Below are 16,891 nucleotides of genomic sequence, written 5' to 3'. Positions count from 1 at the left end.
GCATAGAGGGTGAGGGTATGGTTGGAGAAACGCTGGCCAATCGCTATGAGATCTTAGAGAAGGTGGGGGACGGGGGCATGGCCCTGGTGTACAGTGCCAGGGACCAGCTGCTCAGCCGCGTTGTGGCGGTGAAGATCCTCCGGGCCCAGTTTGCCGATGATGAGCAGTTTGTGGAGCGCTTTCGGCGGGAAGCCAGATCCGCCGCGAGCCTGTCCCACCCCAACATTGTGAACATCTATGATGTGGGCCAACAGGGCAGCGTTCATTATATAGTGATGGAGTATGTGCAGGGGAGGAACCTGCATGATCTGATCCGCGAGCACGGCCAGTTTCCCCAGGAGTTTGTGGTCAGCGTAGGGAAGCAGATCGCCCTGGCCCTTGCCCATGCCCATTACCACGGCATCATCCACCGGGACATTAAGCCCCACAACATTCTCCTCACGGAAGAGGGGCGGGTGAAGGTGACGGACTTCGGCATTGCCCAGGCCATGTCCGCGACCAACTTGACCCAAACGGGGATGGTCCTGGGTTCCGTACGCTATTTTTCCCCCGAACAGGCCAGGGGCGCCCAGGTGCAGGCCGCAAGCGATCTCTATTCTCTCGGGATCGTGCTCTACGAGATGCTGGCGGGCCAGCCGCCCTTCAGGGGCGATTCGGCCATCGCCATTGCCCTGCAGCAGGTGCAGGACCCGCCGGAGCCCCTGCGCAAACTCAGACCTGATCTCGACGCTGAGCTGGAGGATTTGGTGCTGAAGCTCTTGAATAAGGATCCGAAGGATCGACCGGGCGATGCGGAAGAGGTGGTGCGCATCTTCCAGAGGATTGAGCGCCGCCTGGCCGCGGGTGGGGAAGGCGAAGGCGATGTGGATGCAACCCTGCCGCTGCCGGCAGTGGACCTTTTGGGGAAAGGGGGCTGGGGATTGGCTCGGAAGAAGAAAAAGAAGAAGCAGGACAAGGAGGCGCCCCAGAAACGTTCCAAGGGAATTATTGCTCTGGTTATTCTGCTGCTTTTGGGGGGTCTCGCTTTAGCGGCCACGTATGTCATCCCCGAGATCTTGTTCCCCGACGATGTGCGGGTGCCGGACATCGTGGGGCTGCATGAGATGGAAGCTTTGCGGACGCTGCGGGATGTGCAGTTGGACCTAGCCGTAGAGCAGCGCATCTTTGACAATGAAGTGCCGGCAGGCCACATCGTGAGCCAGGATCCCCTGCCGGGCCGCATGGTGAAGGAGGGCCGGGAGATCTTGGTGCGGGTGAGCCGGGGACCGGAGGAAGTGGAAATGCCTTCCTTCATCGGCCTTTCTCTCCGGGAAGCTAAGGTGGCCCTAACCCAGGCGGGCTTTGTGGAAGGGGAAAACGAAGAGGTGTACGATCCCGCGGTGGGCCCAGGCATCGTCCTGGAGCAGCGGCCGGAACCAGGGGAGATCGTGGTCAAGGGTACCGCGGTGAGCCTGGTTTTGAGCAAGGCGGCGGAACCCTTCGCCCTGCCGGATTTCCGGGGTCAAGACTTTGATCTGGTCAAGCAGCAGCTGGCCAGCTTGGGGCTGCCCCTGGGGAACAGCTGGCCCGAGTTCAGCACCATCTACCCCGCGGGGCGGGTGATCGAACAGAACCCCGCACCGGGCAGCATGGTGGAAGAGGGCTGGCCCATTGACTTCGTCTACTCCCAAGGGCCGCCGGTGGCACCCGCGGAGGAGCCGGAAACCGTGGAAACACCTGAGGAAACCCAGTGGATCCACGAGAATTTGTGGAGCACCAAAGAAGTGACCATCGATGTTCCCCCTGGGCCCAGCCAGGAGATCGTGATCCTGGTCATCGATGATTTTGGCGCCCGGGAAGTCTACAGGGAGACCCACAGGGGCGGCACCAGGGTGGTCCGCACCATCCAAGGCCGGGGCAAAGATGCCCGCTTCCAGGTTTATCTTGGCGGACGTCAGTTCTTAGACCGTGCTTTTCAGGAGTGAGGTATGCGGGAAGGAATAATCGTTAAAGGCATAGGTGGAGTTTACGAAGTGGAAACCCAGGAAGGGCGCCTACAGTGCACGCTCCGGGGGCGGCTGCGCCTGGAAGTGGAGAGGGTGCTGGTGGGGGACCGGGTGGAAGTCTCCTTAAGTGGAGGCTCCACAGGCGTGGTGGAGCGGATCCTGCCCCGCCGCTCGGAGCTGGTGCGCCCGCCCGTTGCCAACATCGACCAGGTGCTGGTGGTCTTCGCCGTGCAAAAGCCCCTGCCCAATTTGGTGCTGCTGGACCGGATCCTGGTCCAGGCTGAGCTGATGGATCTGGCCTGTGTGGTGGTTTTCAACAAGGCCGATTTGGACCCCGCCCGGGCGGAGGAGCTGCGCTCCCTGTATGCCGCCATTCCCTACCGGACCATCGTGACCAGCACCCGCACCTCCCAGGGCCTGGAAGATCTGAGGGAAGCCATCCAGGGGAAGATCAGCGTTTTGGCTGGACCCTCCGGGGTGGGCAAATCGTCCCTGCTCAACGCCTTAAACCCCCAGCTGCAGCTGGAGATTGGGGAGGTCAGTGCCAAAGTGCAGCGGGGCAGGCATACCACCCGCCGGGTGGAGCTTTTGGCCTTTGATCAGGGCTACGTGGCGGACACTCCGGGCTTTTCCCAGCTCCACCTGGAAGCTGGCCAGGAGCAGCAGGAGCGGCTGCAGCTGGCCTTCCCCGAGTTCGACCGCTACCGGGGTGCCTGCCGCTTCCGCAGCTGCCTGCACCGGAGCGAGCCCGGCTGCGCCGTTTTAGAGGCGGTGGAGGCAGGCGAAATCGCCCCCAGCCGCCACGGGCATTACCTGCTCTTTTTGGAAGAAGTAACACCACGCTATTAGAAGGGAGCCCTTGCCGTGAACATACGCATTAGTGCATCCATTTTAGCTGCCGATTTCTGCAATCTCCGGGCCGAGCTGGCCAAGGTGAAGGGTGCCGATCTGGTGCATTTTGATGTGATGGACGGGCAGTTTGTGCCCAACATTTCCTTTGGACTGCCGGTAATTGAGGCGGTGAGCCGCTGCACGGAGCTCCCCTTGGATGTGCACCTGATGATCAAGCATCCCGAAAACTACCTGGAGCAGTTCGCGGCGGTGCGGCCGGAGATTATAACTGTGCACTATGAGGCCGCGGTCCACCTGCAGCGTACCCTGGCCCGCATCCGGGAGCTGGGGTGCAAAGCTGGCGTCTCCCTCAATCCCCATACGCCCTTGGATGGGCTGCGCTATGTTTTAGATGATCTGGACTTGATCCTCGTGATGACCGTCAACCCCGGCTTTGGCGGGCAGCGCTTTATCCCCGCCATGCTGGAGAAAATCCGGGACTGCCGGGAGCTTATCGGCGCGCGACCCATTGAGCTGCAGGTGGACGGGGGAGTGAGCGTGGAAAACATCCGGGAGCTGGCGGAGGCAGGGGCCAACAACTTCGTGGCCGGTTCCGCCATTTTCCAGGCGGAAGACCCCGCAGCCTATATCGAAGCGCTGCGGCGCGCTGTAAGGTAAGCTTGCTTACCTTTTCTTTTGGCCTCAATTGACGGAAAAGTACATCTCTATGCTTGACAAGTCTGACAATTTGCTTTATTATAGAAACACACTGAGCGGACGGCGGAAAACGCAGAGAAAGGAGGGTAGTGTTCCTTAACTTTTCAATCGATCACCAAAAAAATACCAACTCCCTGGGCAAGGACAAATGCTTCGCGTTCGCCTGCGAAGCGAGAAACCAAACCCGCCGCTCAGTAAGGGCCGTCGGAAAAGCATCCTGATTTGCGGGATGCTTTTCTCTTTTTTCCGCGCTTTTGGGGAGGGTTTTCTCTTTGGAACAAGAAGTAATAAGCAAACAAATACGATTGAGTTCCGCTAGGGGTGCTGATCAGCTGAGACAGGATCAGGCGGCAGGGGCCGCGGATCCGAACCCTTCGAACCTGTTTGGGTAATTCCAGCGTAGGGAAGCGGTGATTTGGAACATGGACCGCTTCGCGTCCATGTTTTGCTTTTAGTGCCGAGGGCGGAAGGAGATCGGGAATCTAGGAGGTGCGTTGATGCGCAACAAGAACGTTCAGATTATGGTGGAGACCGCGGTCTTGGTGGGGGCCGCCCTGCTCCTCTCGGAGCTGCGGCTCTGGCGGGCGGCCCAGGGGGGAAGCATTACCCTGGAGATGCTGCCCATCTTCGTTCTGGCCTTCCGCCGGGGGGGCGTCGCGGGCCTCATGGGCGGCGGGCTGTTCGGGGTGCTCCAGATCATCCTCGGCGGCTACATCTACCATCCCGTGCAGGTGATCCTGGACTACCCCGCGGCCTTTCTCGTTTTGGGCGTGGCCGGGTTTGGCCTTCTGCGCCAAGTGCGCTGGCTGGGAGTAATCACAGGGAGCCTGCTGCGCCTGATTCTCCATGTTCTTTCCGGGGTGATCTTCTTTGCCGAATACACCCCCGAGGGGAGCTCCGTCTGGGGCTATTCCCTGGGCTACAACGCCGGTTACCTGGTGCCCAGCGCCGTGATCACCTTGGTGATCATCTGGCTTTTGGAGAGGCGGAGGGAGATCTTTGAACCGCGGGAATAGGCGGGCGCTGATTCTGGCGGCCGGGGAGGATCTGCCCGCAGGGCCCCCGGCCTTTTCCTCCGCCACCCTGATCATCTGCGCGGACGGCGGGGCGGCACTGGCCCGGCGCTGGGGGCTCAAGCCCCACCTTGTGGTGGGCGATCTGGACTCCCTCTCCCTGGAGGATCAAAAGTTTTGGCGGGAGGAGGGGGTGCCCTTCCACACGGTACCGGCCCGCAAAGATCAGACCGATCTGGAGCTTGCGGTGGAGCTGGCCCTAGAAAAGGGGGCCCGCTCCATCACCTTGGTGGGGGGCTGGGGCAGCCGCATCGACCATGCCCTGGGCAATGTGGAGCTGCTCTACCGTTTGGCCCTGGAGGGTGTGGAAAACGAGCTGCTCACCAGCGGTCACAGGCTCACGGCCTTCAGCGGTCAGGTGAAGGCCAAGGTATCGCCGGGCAGCTTCGTCTCCCTAATTCCCCTGACCCCCTGCGTGCGGGGGGTGCGCACCCGGGGACTGGGCTACCCCCTCAGCGGGCAGGACCTGCACAAGGGCAGTACCTTGGGCATCAGCAATTACGCCCTGGAGGGGGAGATCGGCGTGAGCCTTGAAGAAGGCGTTCTGCTCCTGATTTGTGAGCAATAAAATGCCCCTAGGTACTCACCTAGGGGTCCTTCTCTGCGAACATATATGAAGGGGCAGGCCTAAAGAGCTCTCTGTACTTTTCCGCTCTTGAGACACCGCGTGCAGACATAAGCCCTTTTGGGGCTGCCTTGGACGATGATGCGAGCTCTCTGCAGGTTGGGTTTCCAGGTGCGCCGATTTTTGTTCTCCGCATGGCTGCGCAGATTACCGGTAACCGTACCCTTGTCGCAGACGATGCACCGTCTAGCCATGTTTCCTACCCCCTTTGAACCGATTTCCTGAACGCTACTACATTGTAGCACAGGGTTTTTGGAAATGCAAGGTGAGATGCGGGAAACAGCCGCCAAGATAAAATCCTTTACAAGCAGGGGTCAAATGGGTAGAATAGGGATGATAGTCGATGGACCAATTTGGAAATGGTGTGGAGAGGGGGACAGTTGTGGCCCAAGAGATTCAAGGCCCATACGGCAAGATTGCGATTGAGGAAGGGGTAATCGCCACCATCTCCGGCGTGGCGGCCACGGAATGCTACGGCCTTGTAGGCATGGCCCCGCGCAACATCCAGGAAGGGCTCTCGGATTTGCTTCGCCGCGAGAACTACGAGCGCGGCGTAGATATACAGTTCAACGAAGACAGCATCAGCATCCAGCTCTACATTGTGGTGGAATACGGCGTGAAGATATCTGAGGTCGCCAGGAATGTCCAGGAGCGGGTGAAGTATGCAGTTGAATCCCTGCTCGGCCTGAAGGTGGACCGCATTAATGTGAAGGTCCAGGGTGTGCGAGTTACTCGCCCAACGAGAAAGTGATCGGAGGAACAACGTTGGACGTGATCAATGGGTTTGCTTTCAAAAACATGCTGCTGGCGGCGGCCCGCCATCTAGACCAGCAGAAAGATAAAATCAACGCGTTGAACGTCTTCCCGGTGCCAGATGGCGACACGGGAACAAATATGTCCCTCACGCTCAGCGCAGCCACAAAAGAGCTGGAACAGTTCGGCAATGGGGAAATCAGGCGGCTAGCTTCCCTGCTGACCCGGGGTTCCCTCATGGGGGCCAGGGGTAACAGCGGGGTTATCCTTTCCCAGTTCTTCCGCGGGTTTTCCGATGGCCTAGCCCATGTCCAGGAGGAAATCACCGGGGAGGATCTGGCCCATGCCCTGGCTACCGCCTCCCAGACCACTTACCGGGCCGTGATGAAGCCGGTGGAAGGGACCATGCTCACGGTGGCCCGGGTGGCCGCGGAGCACGCCGCGCAGGCCGCTGCCCAAGGTGCCGGCGCCCTGGAAGTGCTTCAGGCGGCCCTGGATGGGGCCCGGCAGGCCCTGGCGGACACACCCAATATTCTCCCCGTCCTTAAACAGGCTGGAGTGGTGGACGCAGGCGGTCAAGGCCTGGTCTGTTTGTTTGAGGGTTTTCTCATGGGGCTGACCGCCGCGCCTGAGGAGCTGGAAGAGCTCCTCGCAGAAATGGCGGCGCCGCCGGCGGTGGAAGCCGTTCCCCAGGTGGAACAGGAAGTTTCAGTGAACAAGTACTGCACCGAGTTCATCATCCTGGGCAGCGGCATCGATCCCCACCAGGTGAGGGGAGAACTGGAGTCCAAGGGCGATTCCCTCTTGGTTGTGAGCGACGGCGATGTGGTGAAGGTGCATATTCACACAGACCATCCCGGCCAGGTCCTGGAGTTTTGCGGGGCCCTGGGGGAACTGACCGAGATCGCCATCGATAATATGCGTCTGCAGAATCAGGAGTTCGCCAGCCATGAGGAAAGCCACCACCTGGATTACAGCGTGGGCAATAACGTGATCGACTTCCCCGTCAACTCGGGGCAGAGCGAACCGAAGCCCATCGGGATTGTGGCGGTGGTTTCCGGAGATGGCCTGGCGGAGATCTTCAAGAGTTTGGGTGTGGACTGCATCGTCACCGGCGGCCAGACCATGAACCCCAGCACCGAGGAGCTGGTCAGGGCCATCGACAGCGTCAACGCTGAACAGGTGATCATCCTGCCCAACAACAAGAACGTGATCTTCTCTGCCCAGCAGGCCAAGGAACTGGCGGAAAAGCCGGTGGGTGTTGTACCTACCCGCTCTGTGCCCCAAGGGATCGCGGCCCTCATGTACTTCGTGGCCGAGGATTCCCTGGAGGATAACCTGGCCGCCATGGAAGAGGGGATGCGGGAAGTGAAGACCGGGGAGATCACCTACGCGGTCCGCTCCACGGTGGCCGGCGATCTGCACATTGAAGAGCGGGATATCATCGGCCTGGCGGAGGGTAAGATCGCCGTGGTGGGCGCCACGCCCGCCAGTGTGGCCCAGGATCTGCTGCGCAAAATGGTGGATGAAGACTCGTCGGTGATCAGCATCTACTACGGCGCGGATCTGGATGAGGCGGCGGCCCAGGAGCTCACCGAGCTGATCAGCGCCGAGTTCCCCGAGTGTGAAGTGGAAGTGTACGCCGGGGGGCAGCCCCTCTATTACTACATCGTCTCCGTTGAATAAACAGGTCCCTGGGGAGGGATAGAAATGGGTCAAATCCATGTGGTAACAGACAGCGGCAGTGATCTGCCGGTCAAGCTCAGGGAGGAACTGGGCATCCAAGTGGTGCCCCTGACGGTGCGCTTTGGGGATGAGGTGTTCAAGGACGGCGTGGATCTCACCGCCGCGGAGTTTTACGCCCGGCTGAAACAGGAGACCCGCATGCCCAGTACCAGCCAGCCTTCCCCCGCGGAGTTCGTGGAAGTGTATGAACGCATCGCCAAGCCCGGCGATACCATCATCTCCATCCACTTGAGCAGCAAGATGAGCGGGACTTACCAGTCGGCCATGCTGGCCACTACCATGATCGATCCCAAGATCACGGTCCATGTGGTGGACAGCAGAGCCGCTTCTTTAGGTATCGGCGTCCCCACCATCGCAGCGGCCAAGGCAGCCCAGGCGGGAAAAAGCGCCGAGGAGATCCTCACGGAGGTTGAGGGCATCTTAGACTCCTTGCGGGTCTACTTTGTCGTGGATACCCTGGAGTATCTGCAGAGAAACGGGCGCATTGGGCTAGCTTCCGCCTTGGTGGGAACCCTGCTCAACATCAAACCGGTCCTCACTTTGGTGGACGGCCAGGTGGCCCCCTTTGAAAAGATCCGGGGGAGGGCCAAGGCCTTTAAGCGCTTGCGGGAGCTCGGTGCGGAGTTTCGGGAACGGAACCCTGGCAAACAGCTCAAAGCTGCCGTCAGCCACGCGGATAACCAAACCGAAGCCGACGCCCTGGCGGAAGCACTCCCGGAGATTTTAGATCTCCAAGATGAAGTAGTGGTGGGGGAAATTGGAGCCACCATCGGGGTGCATGCCGGGCCGGGTACAGTGGCGGTCTTTCTCTACTGCGTCTGAAGGGCTTCCCTCGAGAACACGCACAACCCCATCCTAAGCTCCCTCTAGGATGGGGCTTGTTTTTGATTGGGGTGATCAAGCCATGCTCAACAGGCCGGTTACTTCTCTCCCCGGCGTCGGTGTGAAGAAGGCCCAGGCCCTCAAAGGCTTGGGACTGCAGACGGTGCGGGATGTGCTGTTCAGCTTCCCCCGGACCTATAAAGACTTCCAGGCAGTCTTGGAGCCGGAAGAAGTGCAGCCAGGCGCGGTGCAGCTGGTGCACGGCCCCCTGCTGCAGCTCAGGGAGCGCCCCATCTCCCAAGGCAGGCGCCTGATCCAAGCCACCCTCGGCGGCCAGTTGGGGCTCACCTGGTTTGTCCACCACCGCGCCCCGGGGCCGAGCTTTCTTTACCGCAAACTGCAGCGGGCCAGAGAAGTGTGGGTCTACGGTCTGGTCAAGGAGGGCACCCTGTTCCCGGAGATGACTTCCCCGGAAGTGTACACCCGCCCGCCGGAGCATCGGGGATTGATGCCCATCTACCCCCTGGCCGCGGGGATCACCAACAACCAGCGGGTAAACTGGGTGCGGGCCGCTTTGCGGCATCTCGGGGAGCTCAAGGAATGCCTCCCCCCGGAACTTGTGGGCCGCTACCTGGAGAGGCGGGAGGCGCTGCGCCAGATCCATTTTCCTAGTGACTGGGCTAGCTACCACCGGGCCCGGGAGCGCCTGGTCTTTGAGGAGTTTTTCCTCTTCCACTTGGGACTCCAGCGGGGGCAGCGGCAGCGGGAGGGCATCGCCCACCAAAAGGACGGCGAACTGGTGGCCCGCTTTCTGCAGCAGCTCCCCTTTGAGCTCACCGCCGATCAAAAGGCCGCCCTGGGCCAGGTGGCCCGGGATATGGAAGAGCCGCGGCCCATGCGCCGCCTGGTCCAGGGGGAAGTGGGCTCAGGCAAGACCATCGTGGCGGAATACGGCGCGGTGAAGGCGGTGGCCAGCGGCGGCCAGGTGGCCATGATGGTGCCCACGGAGGTGCTGGCCCTGCAGATGGTGGAGCGGCTCCGCCGGTCCCTTGAACCCTTGGGAATCCGGGTGGAACTGCTGATCGGAGCCATGAAGGGTAAAGAGCAGGAACAGGTGCGAGTGGCCTTAGCCCGGGGGGAAATAGATGTGGTGGTGGGCACCCATGCCCTGATCACGGATAAAGTGGAGTACAAAAACCTCACCCTGGCCATTGTGGACGAGCAGCACCGCTTTGGAGTGCGGCAGCGGGCTGCCCTTTTGGGCAAGGGCAATCCGGACCTTTTGGTCATGAGCGCGACCCCCATTCCCCGTTCCCTGGCCCTGACCATGTACGGGGATCTGGACATTACAGAAATCAGGCAGCTGCCCGCCCACCGCCAGCCCGTGGATACCCGGCTGATCCACCCGGATAGGCGCGCCGATGTGTACCGCTATGTGCTTTCCCGGGTGAAAAAGGGGGAGCAGGCCTATGTGGTCTTCCCCTTGGTGGAAGAATCGGAGCATGTGGATCTCAAGGCCGCGGTGCAGGAAATGGAAGAGCTGCAAAGGGGTCTTCTTTCCCAGGCCCGGGTGGGCTTGATCCACGGCCAGATGGGCCGGGCAAAAGAAGAAGTGTTCCAGGCCTTTGCCCGGGGCGAACTGGATGTGCTCATCGCCACCACCGTGGTGGAAGTGGGGATGAACGTGCCCAACGCCACTGTGATGGTGATTGAAAACGCGGAGCGCTTCGGCCTGGCCCAGCTGCACCAGCTCCGGGGCCGGGTGGGGCGGGGGAAGAAGCCGGGCATCTGTTTTCTTCTGGCCTACAACCTCTCGCCCCAGAGCCGGGCCCGCCTGGAGGTTGTGCGCAGGAGCAATGACGGTTTTTTCATCGCCGAGCAGGATCTGCTCCTGCGGGGTCCGGGGGATCTCCTGGGGGTGCGCCAGTGGGGCCAGCCCTATTTCCGCCTGGCGGATCTCACCAGGGATAAAGACCTCCTGCAGCAGGCGGCTGAGGCGGCGAAGGCGCTGTTGAGCCGGGATCCCCACCTTGAGGGCTACCCTGAGCTCGCGGCGGAACTGGATCAATACCCCCTTTAGGAGTGCAGGACATGCGGGTAATTGCAGGCAAAGCCAAGGGCACCAGGCTAAGCAGCGTGAAGGGCCTGGCCACCCGGCCCACCGGGGATCGGGTCAAGGAGGCGCTGTTTAACATTTTGGGGCCTAAAGTTTTGGGCAGTTCTTTTTTGGATCTCTATGCGGGAAGCGGCGCGGTGGGCCTGGAAGCCTTAAGCCGGGGAGCGGAGAAGGTGGTCTGGGTAGAATCTGATCGCGCCTGCTGCGGGCAGATCAAAAAGAACCTGGAGCGCACCAGGTTGGAGGGGGGGCTGGTTCTGCCGGGGGATGTCTTTGCGGTGCTGGCCAGGCTGCAAAGGAGGGGCGAAAGGTTCGATCTGATCTTCCTCGATCCCCCCTACGGCCAGGGGCTGGGCCTCAAGACCCTGCGGGCCCTGGCGGATCTGGCCCTGCTTAAGGCGGAGGGAATAATCATCGCCGAAGTGAGCAAAAAAGAGGAAGCTCCCCTAGGCGTGTCGAAACTCTGCCTAGAACAGATCCGCACCTACGGGGAAACAGCGCTTCTGTTTTATCGATGGGAGGGGTCCCAGTGAAAATCGGGGTCTGCACAGGTACTTTTGACCCGGTTACCTACGGGCATTTAGACATCATCACCAGAGCCAGCAGCCTTTTTGACCATCTGTACATCTGCGTACTGCACAATCCGGAGAAGGTTCCCCTCTTTACTGTGGCTGAACGTATGGAGCTCCTGCGGGAAGAGACCAAGGGGCTGAAAAATGTGACAGTGGACACTTACTCAGGGCTGGCCATTGAGTATGCCAAGCAGAAAAAGGCCGCGGCCATGGTGCGGGGATTGAGGGCCGTTTCCGACTTCGAATTCGAGTTCAAACTGGCGGCCATGAACCGCTACCTGGACCCGGACGTGGAAACGGTGTTCATGATGACCAGCAGCGAGTATTCCTTCATCAGCTCTTCCGCGGTGAAGGAAGTGGCGGAATTCGGGGGAGATGTGTCCAAGTGGGTCAGCCCCCGCGTGGCTGAGGCGTTGGCGAAGAAATTCAAAAGTAGGGAGAGGTCACAGTGAACCGAGTGAATCTTTTGGTCCTCATTGACCAACTGGAAGCACTAGTGGAGAAGGCGCCCGAGGTTCCTTTGGTGGGCAAGGTTTTGATCGATGCCGATGAGCTGCTTGATCTCTTGGACATTATCCGCGCCGCCGTTCCCGAAGAGATCAAACGGGCCGAGGCGGTCTCCTCAGAACGGGAGAAGATGATCGCCGAGGGGCAGGAACAGGTTGAGCGCATGATCGCCAAAGCAGAAGAGTATGCCGCGAAACTGGTGAGCAACAGCGAGATTTACCGCCAGGCGGAGGAAGAGAGCAAGCTCCTTTTAGAAGAGAGCAAAAGGCGCGCCCAGGAGATGCAGCAGGGCGCGGAGGAATATGCCTTGGAGAAGCTTGCCCAGCTGCACGATGTGCTCAGCCGGGCTCTAGCTGAAATCGAGCGGGGCCAGCAGGCCCTGCAGGCAGGCCGGGAGCAGGATCAATCCCTGGAGCGCAGGGAAATGTAGACAATGCGCCGCAGCAGCCAGACGGTGCTGAGGATGAGGATCAGGATCAGCAGGAAACTGGTGGCCAGCCGTGCCGAGGCCAAAAGCCGGGCTCCGAAGCTGCCGTCCAGGTAGGCGCCGCTCCCCAGGGCCGGGAGCACCCGCCCAAGGGAAGCGGGGATGAAGCCCGCCGGGCCCAGGAGCAGGGCGGAGATCAGCGCGGCAAACAAGCCGTGGAGCAACCGGGCGGTGAGGTAGGGCCTCAAGCGCAGGCCGCTGCCGCTGATCAGGGCCGCCACCTGGCCGTGGACGGAAAGGCCGCTCCAGCCCAAGACCAAACTGGCCGCGGCCACCTGGGAAGCCAGGGAGGCAGTGGTTTTGCTGGTCAGCTGTGCGCCGAGGGTGGTTTCGAAAAAGCCGTGGAGCACTGCACTGCTCAAGCTGGCGTCGATGCCCGCGAACTGGAGCAGGAAGCCCAAACCGGCCCGGACCGGGTTCATGAGGCCGGCGGCGGATAAGACCTCCACGATCACAGAGAAAAACATGATGCAGCCGCCGATAAAGAGCAAGCTGGCAAAGCTGCTTTTGGCCGCATCACCGAAGAGCTTTCCGACAGGGCGTCCATCCCTTCTGCGCGCCTGATCTAAGGCCCGCAGTGCCCTGGTCAGGTAAGCTTCTTGACTTTTTGCCGGGGGAGTTTCCGCTCCCCTGTGGAGCCGCATGCACACTCCCACCAAAAGTGCCCCCAGGTAGTGGGCCGCGGCCAGGATCAGGCCCAGCTCCGGCCGGCCGAACATCCCCACCGCCACAGCCCCGGCCAAGAACAGGGAATTGGCGGTATGGGTCAGGCCCAAAAGGCGCTCCCCCTCTGTGGTGGTGACCAGCCCAGCCCGGGTGAGATCCCCTGTGACCTTGGCCCCCAAAGGGAAACCTGCGGCCAGGCCCATGGCCAGGGCAAAGCCTCCCTCCCCGGGGACTTTAAACAGCGGGCGCATGACAGGTTCCAAAAGGGCGCCCAAAAAGTGCACCACGCCCAGGCCCATGAGCAGGTCGGCCAGGATAAAAAAGGGCAGGAGAGAAGGGAGCACAACCTCCAGCCAGAGTTTCAGCCCGGACAGGGAAGCTTGGAAGGAGATATCGGGATAGGCCACAATTAATAGGGTTAGAAGGCAGGCCACAACTGCTAAACCGCGGCTTGGGCCCATGGGCCACACCCTTTCCTCGATGGTCTGCTAATTCTTACGAAGCTGAGGTGAGTATTATGCCTGATCCCAAGGTGGGCGTAGCGCTCGGTTCCGGGGCTGCCCGGGGACTGGCCAACCTGGGGGTGCTCCAGGTGCTGGTGGAAGAGGGCATCCCGATTGAAATCGCCTGCGGCACCAGCGCCGGGGCGGTGGTGGCGGGATTGTTTGCCGCGGGATCGGATCTTAAGCTTCTGGGACGTATGGTGCAGGAGCTGGATTGGAATGATCTCACCAGCTGGACCTTGCGGAGCAGGGGACTCATTGTTCCAGATAAGATCCACAACATGCTGCGCCTGCTCACCCGGGATCGGCGCTTCGAGGATCTACCCATCAAGGCCGCGGTGGTGGCCACCGATCTGCTCACCGGGGAAGAGGTGGTGCTGGACCGGGGTTCGGTGGCGGATGCGGTTACCGCCAGTTTGTCCATTCCCGGCGTGTTTGTGCCCGTGGAAAAAGAGGGCCGGCTCCTGGTGGATGGGGGTCTGGTGAACAGGGTTCCCGGCGATCTCTGCCGCCGGCTGGGGGCGGATGTGGTGATCGCGGTGGATGTGGGCTGGGCACCCCTGCGCAGCCGGGTGCGCCATCTGCCGGATGTGATCATCCAGACCATCGATATTTTAAGCAGGCAGGCCGCGGCCAGCCGCTGGGTGGACTGCGATATTCTCATCGAGCCTGAGCTGGGCAATGTGCGCCTCACCCAGCTCAACCGGGCTGCAGAAATCGTGGAGAAGGGCAGGCAGGCAGCCCAGAAAGCTCTGCCGGAGATCGAAGCTCTCCTGGCTGAAACCGCCTAACCTGCAGGTTGTTGACAGGGTGGCAGAATCTTTGTATAATCTATGAGGTGATTAAGATGCGTCTCAATATCAGCGGTATTCAGGGCCGCAAAGGGGCCTTTTTTAAGGTTCAGCGGGAGCTTCCCGGTGATTTCCTAAGCACTCTGCCCGAAGTGAAAAAGGTCCTCGGGCCCATTAGAACAGAGCTGAAGGTGACAAACACCGGAGATGCATACTTGGTCGCCGGCAGCTTTACTGTGGATGTGGAACTCCGCTGCAGTCGGTGCCTCAAACCCCTTGGGGTAACCCTGGAGGCATCCTGCGAGGAGGAATTCTTGAAAGAGACAGCATTGGACCAAGACGAGGAGCTGCTTGAGGAGCAGCTGCTGGTGGAAGGCAGCGAAATCGATGTAACGGGCATTATCCGGGAATCACTGCTCATCAGCCTGCCCATGAAGGTGGTGTGCAGTGAAACTTGCCCCGGTCTCTGCCCCAGCTGCGGAGCGGACCTGGCGGAAGGAGACTGCGGATGCGCCCAGGAGGACATCGATCTGCGCCTTGCTCCCTTGAGCAAGCTGCTGGAATTATCGCCGCAAGCCGCTAGACCAGAAAGGAGGAAGGACGATGGCAGTACCGAAGAGGAGACATTCAAAGGCAAGGACAAATAAGCGCCGGGCAAATTGGAGGCGCATCGCGGTAGTGGAGGCCAGTATCTGCCCCAGCTGCCGGGAGCCCAAAATGTCCCACCGTGTCTGCCTGAACTGCGGGACGTACAAAGGACGCCAGGTTATTCAGGTAGAAGAGGCAAAATAGCTTGGAAAAGGTGTCTCGTTTGGGACATCTTTTTTTATTCTAAATTTTTACTTTACTTTTTCCCACCCCCGCCCTATACTGAATAGTAGTTATAACCTGGTGCTAAGACTTGGCGTTAAGGGGGGAGCAGGGTTGAGCAGGCAGGGCCGGAACGAACGGAGGAAGGCCCTTCGGGAACTTTTGCAGAAAGATCCCTTCCTCACCGATTGGCAGCTGGCCGAACGGCTGGGGGTGAGCGTGGCCACCATCCGCCTGGACCGCATGGCTTTAGACATTCCAGAACTCAGGGAACGGGCGAAAACCATCGCCGCTGACACCTATTCCGCCATCCGCGCCCTGCGGGGCGAAGAGGTCATCGGTGATCTGGTGGAGCTGGAGCTGGGCCAAAAGGGCTCCTCGGTGATGGAAGTTACGGAAGCCATGGTCTTCGCCCACAACCAGATCCTCAGGGGTCATTTTCTCTTTGCCCAAGCCTATTCCCTGGCGGTGGCCCTGGTGGATTCGGAAGATGTCCAGGCTGAGGGAGCCAAGGTGGACTACCTGCGCCCGGTGAAACTGGGGGATCGGGTTTTGGCCAAGGCCCAGGTCACTGCCGTTCAGGGCGATCACTACCGGGTGGCGGTGGCCAGCTACGTCCAGGATGAACTGGTGTTCAACGGCGAATTTGTGGTGGTTGATGTGGCTGATAAGGGAGGGGCAAACCGTGCTTAGGATTGCAGTAGATGCGTTTGGAGGAGACTATGCGCCGGAGCAGATCGTGGAAGGAGCCCTGCTCGCGGCGGAGCTGGACAACGTTCAAATCATCCTCACCGGCGATGAACGCCGCCTAAAAGCGCTGGTGGGCGGGAAGGCCGGCGGCAGCCGCCTGGAGATCGTCCACGCTCCGGATGTGGTGCACATGGATGAGGAGCCGGTGGCTGCGGTGCGGGCCAAGCCCGACTCTTCCCTGGTGCAGGGGGCTAAACTAGTGCGCCAGGGCCAGGCCCAGGCCCTGGTCAGTGCCGGGAATACAGGGGCTACCCTGGCTGCCGCCCTGTTCAATATCGGACGGATCAAGGGTGTGGAGCGGCCGGCCATTTCCACCATTATGCCCACCGCCACAGGCTTTACCCTGCTGCTGGATGTGGGGGCCAATGCGGATTGCCGCCCCAATCAACTTGTGCAGTTTGCCCAGATGGGCTCCATCTATGCCTCCGAGGTCCTCAAGGTGCACAGCCCTAGGGTGGGCCTGCTCAACGTGGGCCACGAGCCCGGCAAGGGCAACCAGCTGGCCAAGGAGGTCTACACGCTCCTCCAGGATGCGGCAGTGAACTTCATCGGCAATGTGGAGGGCAGGGAGATCCCCGCGGGCCATGTGGATGTGGTGGTCTGCGATGGCTTTGTGGGCAACATCGTGCTCAAGTTTGCCGAAGGCTTAGGGTCCACCCTCCTGGGCATGATCAAGGAAGAGGCCAAGCGGAGCCTGGTGGCCACTGCCGGGGCCCTGTTGATGAAACCCGGCTTCCGCCGGATCAAAAAGCGGATGGACCCCAACGAATACGGCGGGGCACCGCTTTTGGGCATCAACGGGGTGGTGATCATCGCCCACGGCGGATCCAATGCCAAAGCCATCTACAACGCCATCCGGGTGGCCCGGGAAGGCGTGCAGAACCGCTATGTGGAGATCATCGCCGAGCGCATGGCCACCTAGGAATTGTCTAAAATGCAATAGCAAATGCAACAGCTAGCCAGAAACCCGTTCTATAAAGCATTTCACAGTTGTGTTCAGCTTCGATAGTTCCTCCTGGAAGAGCTCCAACGGTGTGCGGTAACCCAAGATCTTCCGAGGTAGGTTATTCACCAAGGTCTCAGCTCTTCGGATGTGGTCTGCGCTGAAGGACTTGATGGGCTTCCCCTTCGGGATGA

General features: G+C 60.6%; 19 protein-coding genes, 1 pseudogene and 1 riboswitch. Of the genes and pseudogenes, 17 read left to right on the top strand and 3 right to left on the bottom strand.

What is annotated here, in order from left to right:
* Window positions 1-17 precede the first annotated feature (17 nt).
* The 5 genes from pknB (at window position 18) to ACE4YL_RS10690 (ending at window position 5,174) form a co-directional block, all read left to right on the top strand.
* Window positions 18-1,964 (top strand): Stk1 family PASTA domain-containing Ser/Thr kinase, encoded by a 1,947-nt coding sequence (pknB, locus tag ACE4YL_RS10710; protein ID WP_461359472.1) that lies wholly within the window; start codon window positions 18-20, stop codon window positions 1,962-1,964.
* Between the two features lie 3 nt (window positions 1,965-1,967).
* Window positions 1,968-2,834, top strand: coding sequence for a ribosome small subunit-dependent GTPase A (gene rsgA / locus ACE4YL_RS10705; RefSeq protein ID WP_461359473.1), 867 nt, complete (start codon window positions 1,968-1,970; stop codon window positions 2,832-2,834).
* A gap of 15 nt (window positions 2,835-2,849) precedes the next feature.
* Window positions 2,850-3,494, top strand: a complete 645-nt coding sequence (rpe, locus tag ACE4YL_RS10700) for a ribulose-phosphate 3-epimerase (RefSeq protein WP_461360394.1) — start codon at window positions 2,850-2,852, stop codon at window positions 3,492-3,494.
* A gap of 346 nt (window positions 3,495-3,840) precedes the next feature.
* Window positions 3,841-3,956, top strand: a riboswitch (TPP riboswitch).
* Between the two features lie 74 nt (window positions 3,957-4,030).
* Window positions 4,031-4,549, top strand: a complete 519-nt coding sequence (gene thiT / locus ACE4YL_RS10695) for an energy-coupled thiamine transporter ThiT (protein ID WP_461359474.1) — start codon at window positions 4,031-4,033, stop codon at window positions 4,547-4,549.
* Window positions 4,533-5,174, top strand: a complete 642-nt coding sequence (locus ACE4YL_RS10690; protein ID WP_461359475.1) for a thiamine diphosphokinase — start codon at window positions 4,533-4,535, stop codon at window positions 5,172-5,174. The genes thiT and ACE4YL_RS10690 overlap by 17 nt, the downstream gene beginning before the upstream one ends.
* 59 nt (window positions 5,175-5,233) lie before the next feature.
* Here ACE4YL_RS10690 and rpmB read toward each other — a convergent pair whose 3' ends face one another.
* Entirely contained in the window at window positions 5,234-5,425 is a 192-nt protein-coding gene (gene rpmB / locus ACE4YL_RS10685; RefSeq protein ID WP_461359476.1) for a 50S ribosomal protein L28, read from the bottom strand.
* Window positions 5,426-5,574: 149 nt separating this feature from the next.
* On the opposite strand from rpmB, the gene ACE4YL_RS10680 reads away from it, so the two are divergent.
* The 7 genes from ACE4YL_RS10680 (at window position 5,575) to ACE4YL_RS10650 (ending at window position 12,177) form a co-directional block, all read left to right on the top strand.
* Window positions 5,575-5,982: an Asp23/Gls24 family envelope stress response protein gene (locus ACE4YL_RS10680; RefSeq protein ID WP_461360393.1), complete on the top strand. Its 408-nt coding sequence runs from the start codon at window positions 5,575-5,577 to the stop codon at window positions 5,980-5,982.
* 20 nt (window positions 5,983-6,002) lie between these two features.
* The gene (locus ACE4YL_RS10675) at window positions 6,003-7,670 is read left to right on the top strand and encodes a DAK2 domain-containing protein (protein WP_461358439.1); all 1,668 of its coding nucleotides are present in this window, start codon (window positions 6,003-6,005) and stop codon (window positions 7,668-7,670) included.
* A 24-nt stretch (window positions 7,671-7,694) separates the two neighbouring features.
* Entirely contained in the window at window positions 7,695-8,552 is an 858-nt protein-coding gene (locus tag ACE4YL_RS10670) for a DegV family protein (protein WP_461360392.1), read from the top strand.
* A gap of 82 nt (window positions 8,553-8,634) precedes the next feature.
* Entirely contained in the window at window positions 8,635-10,632 is a 1,998-nt protein-coding gene (gene recG / locus ACE4YL_RS10665; protein WP_461360391.1) for an ATP-dependent DNA helicase RecG, read from the top strand.
* An 11-nt stretch (window positions 10,633-10,643) separates the two neighbouring features.
* On the top strand, window positions 10,644-11,201 hold the full coding sequence (rsmD, locus tag ACE4YL_RS10660; RefSeq protein WP_461358528.1) for a 16S rRNA (guanine(966)-N(2))-methyltransferase RsmD: 558 nt from the start codon (window positions 10,644-10,646) through the stop codon (window positions 11,199-11,201).
* Window positions 11,198-11,692 carry a pantetheine-phosphate adenylyltransferase gene (gene coaD / locus ACE4YL_RS10655; protein WP_461358529.1) on the top strand — a complete coding sequence of 165 codons (495 nt, stop codon included), beginning with the start codon at window positions 11,198-11,200 and terminating at the stop codon, window positions 11,690-11,692. The genes rsmD and coaD overlap by 4 nt, the downstream gene beginning before the upstream one ends.
* Window positions 11,689-12,177, top strand: coding sequence for an ATPase (locus tag ACE4YL_RS10650; protein ID WP_461358530.1), 489 nt, complete (start codon window positions 11,689-11,691; stop codon window positions 12,175-12,177). Before coaD ends, ACE4YL_RS10650 begins: the two co-directional genes overlap by 4 nt.
* Here ACE4YL_RS10650 and ylbJ read toward each other — a convergent pair.
* Window positions 12,150-13,361, bottom strand: a complete 1,212-nt coding sequence (ylbJ, locus tag ACE4YL_RS10645; protein WP_461358531.1) for a sporulation integral membrane protein YlbJ — start codon at window positions 13,359-13,361, stop codon at window positions 12,150-12,152. The two genes, ACE4YL_RS10650 and ylbJ, sit on opposite strands and share 28 nt — an antisense overlap.
* A gap of 56 nt (window positions 13,362-13,417) precedes the next feature.
* On the opposite strand from ylbJ, the gene ACE4YL_RS10640 reads away from it, so the two are divergent.
* From ACE4YL_RS10640 to plsX, 5 genes are all read left to right on the top strand, one after another.
* A complete protein-coding gene (locus tag ACE4YL_RS10640; RefSeq protein ID WP_461358532.1) occupies window positions 13,418-14,194 on the top strand; it encodes a patatin-like phospholipase family protein in 777 nt (258 codons plus the stop codon).
* A gap of 56 nt (window positions 14,195-14,250) precedes the next feature.
* Entirely contained in the window at window positions 14,251-14,841 is a 591-nt protein-coding gene (locus tag ACE4YL_RS10635) for a YceD family protein (protein WP_461358533.1), read from the top strand.
* Complete coding sequence (gene rpmF / locus ACE4YL_RS10630; RefSeq protein WP_461358534.1) at window positions 14,798-14,986, top strand: 50S ribosomal protein L32; 189 nt, start codon at window positions 14,798-14,800, stop codon at window positions 14,984-14,986. Before ACE4YL_RS10635 ends, rpmF begins: the two co-directional genes overlap by 44 nt.
* 132 nt (window positions 14,987-15,118) lie before the next feature.
* Window positions 15,119-15,697, top strand: coding sequence for a transcription factor FapR (gene fapR, locus ACE4YL_RS10625; RefSeq protein ID WP_461358535.1), 579 nt, complete (start codon window positions 15,119-15,121; stop codon window positions 15,695-15,697).
* Entirely contained in the window at window positions 15,690-16,676 is a 987-nt protein-coding gene (plsX, locus tag ACE4YL_RS10620; RefSeq protein WP_461358536.1) for a phosphate acyltransferase PlsX, read from the top strand. The genes fapR and plsX overlap by 8 nt, the downstream gene beginning before the upstream one ends.
* A 33-nt stretch (window positions 16,677-16,709) precedes the next feature.
* On the opposite strand, the pseudogene ACE4YL_RS10615 reads toward plsX, so the two are convergent.
* Window positions 16,710-16,891, bottom strand: a pseudogene (locus ACE4YL_RS10615) (hypothetical protein); the annotation flags it as partial.

This window comes from Candidatus Darwinibacter acetoxidans, from assembly GCF_041936445.1.
In the GTDB taxonomy this organism is placed as follows: Bacteria; Bacillota; Limnochordia; order Darwinibacteriales; family Darwinibacteriaceae; genus DTU010.
This window is presented reverse-complemented; position numbering and strand designations above follow the sequence as displayed.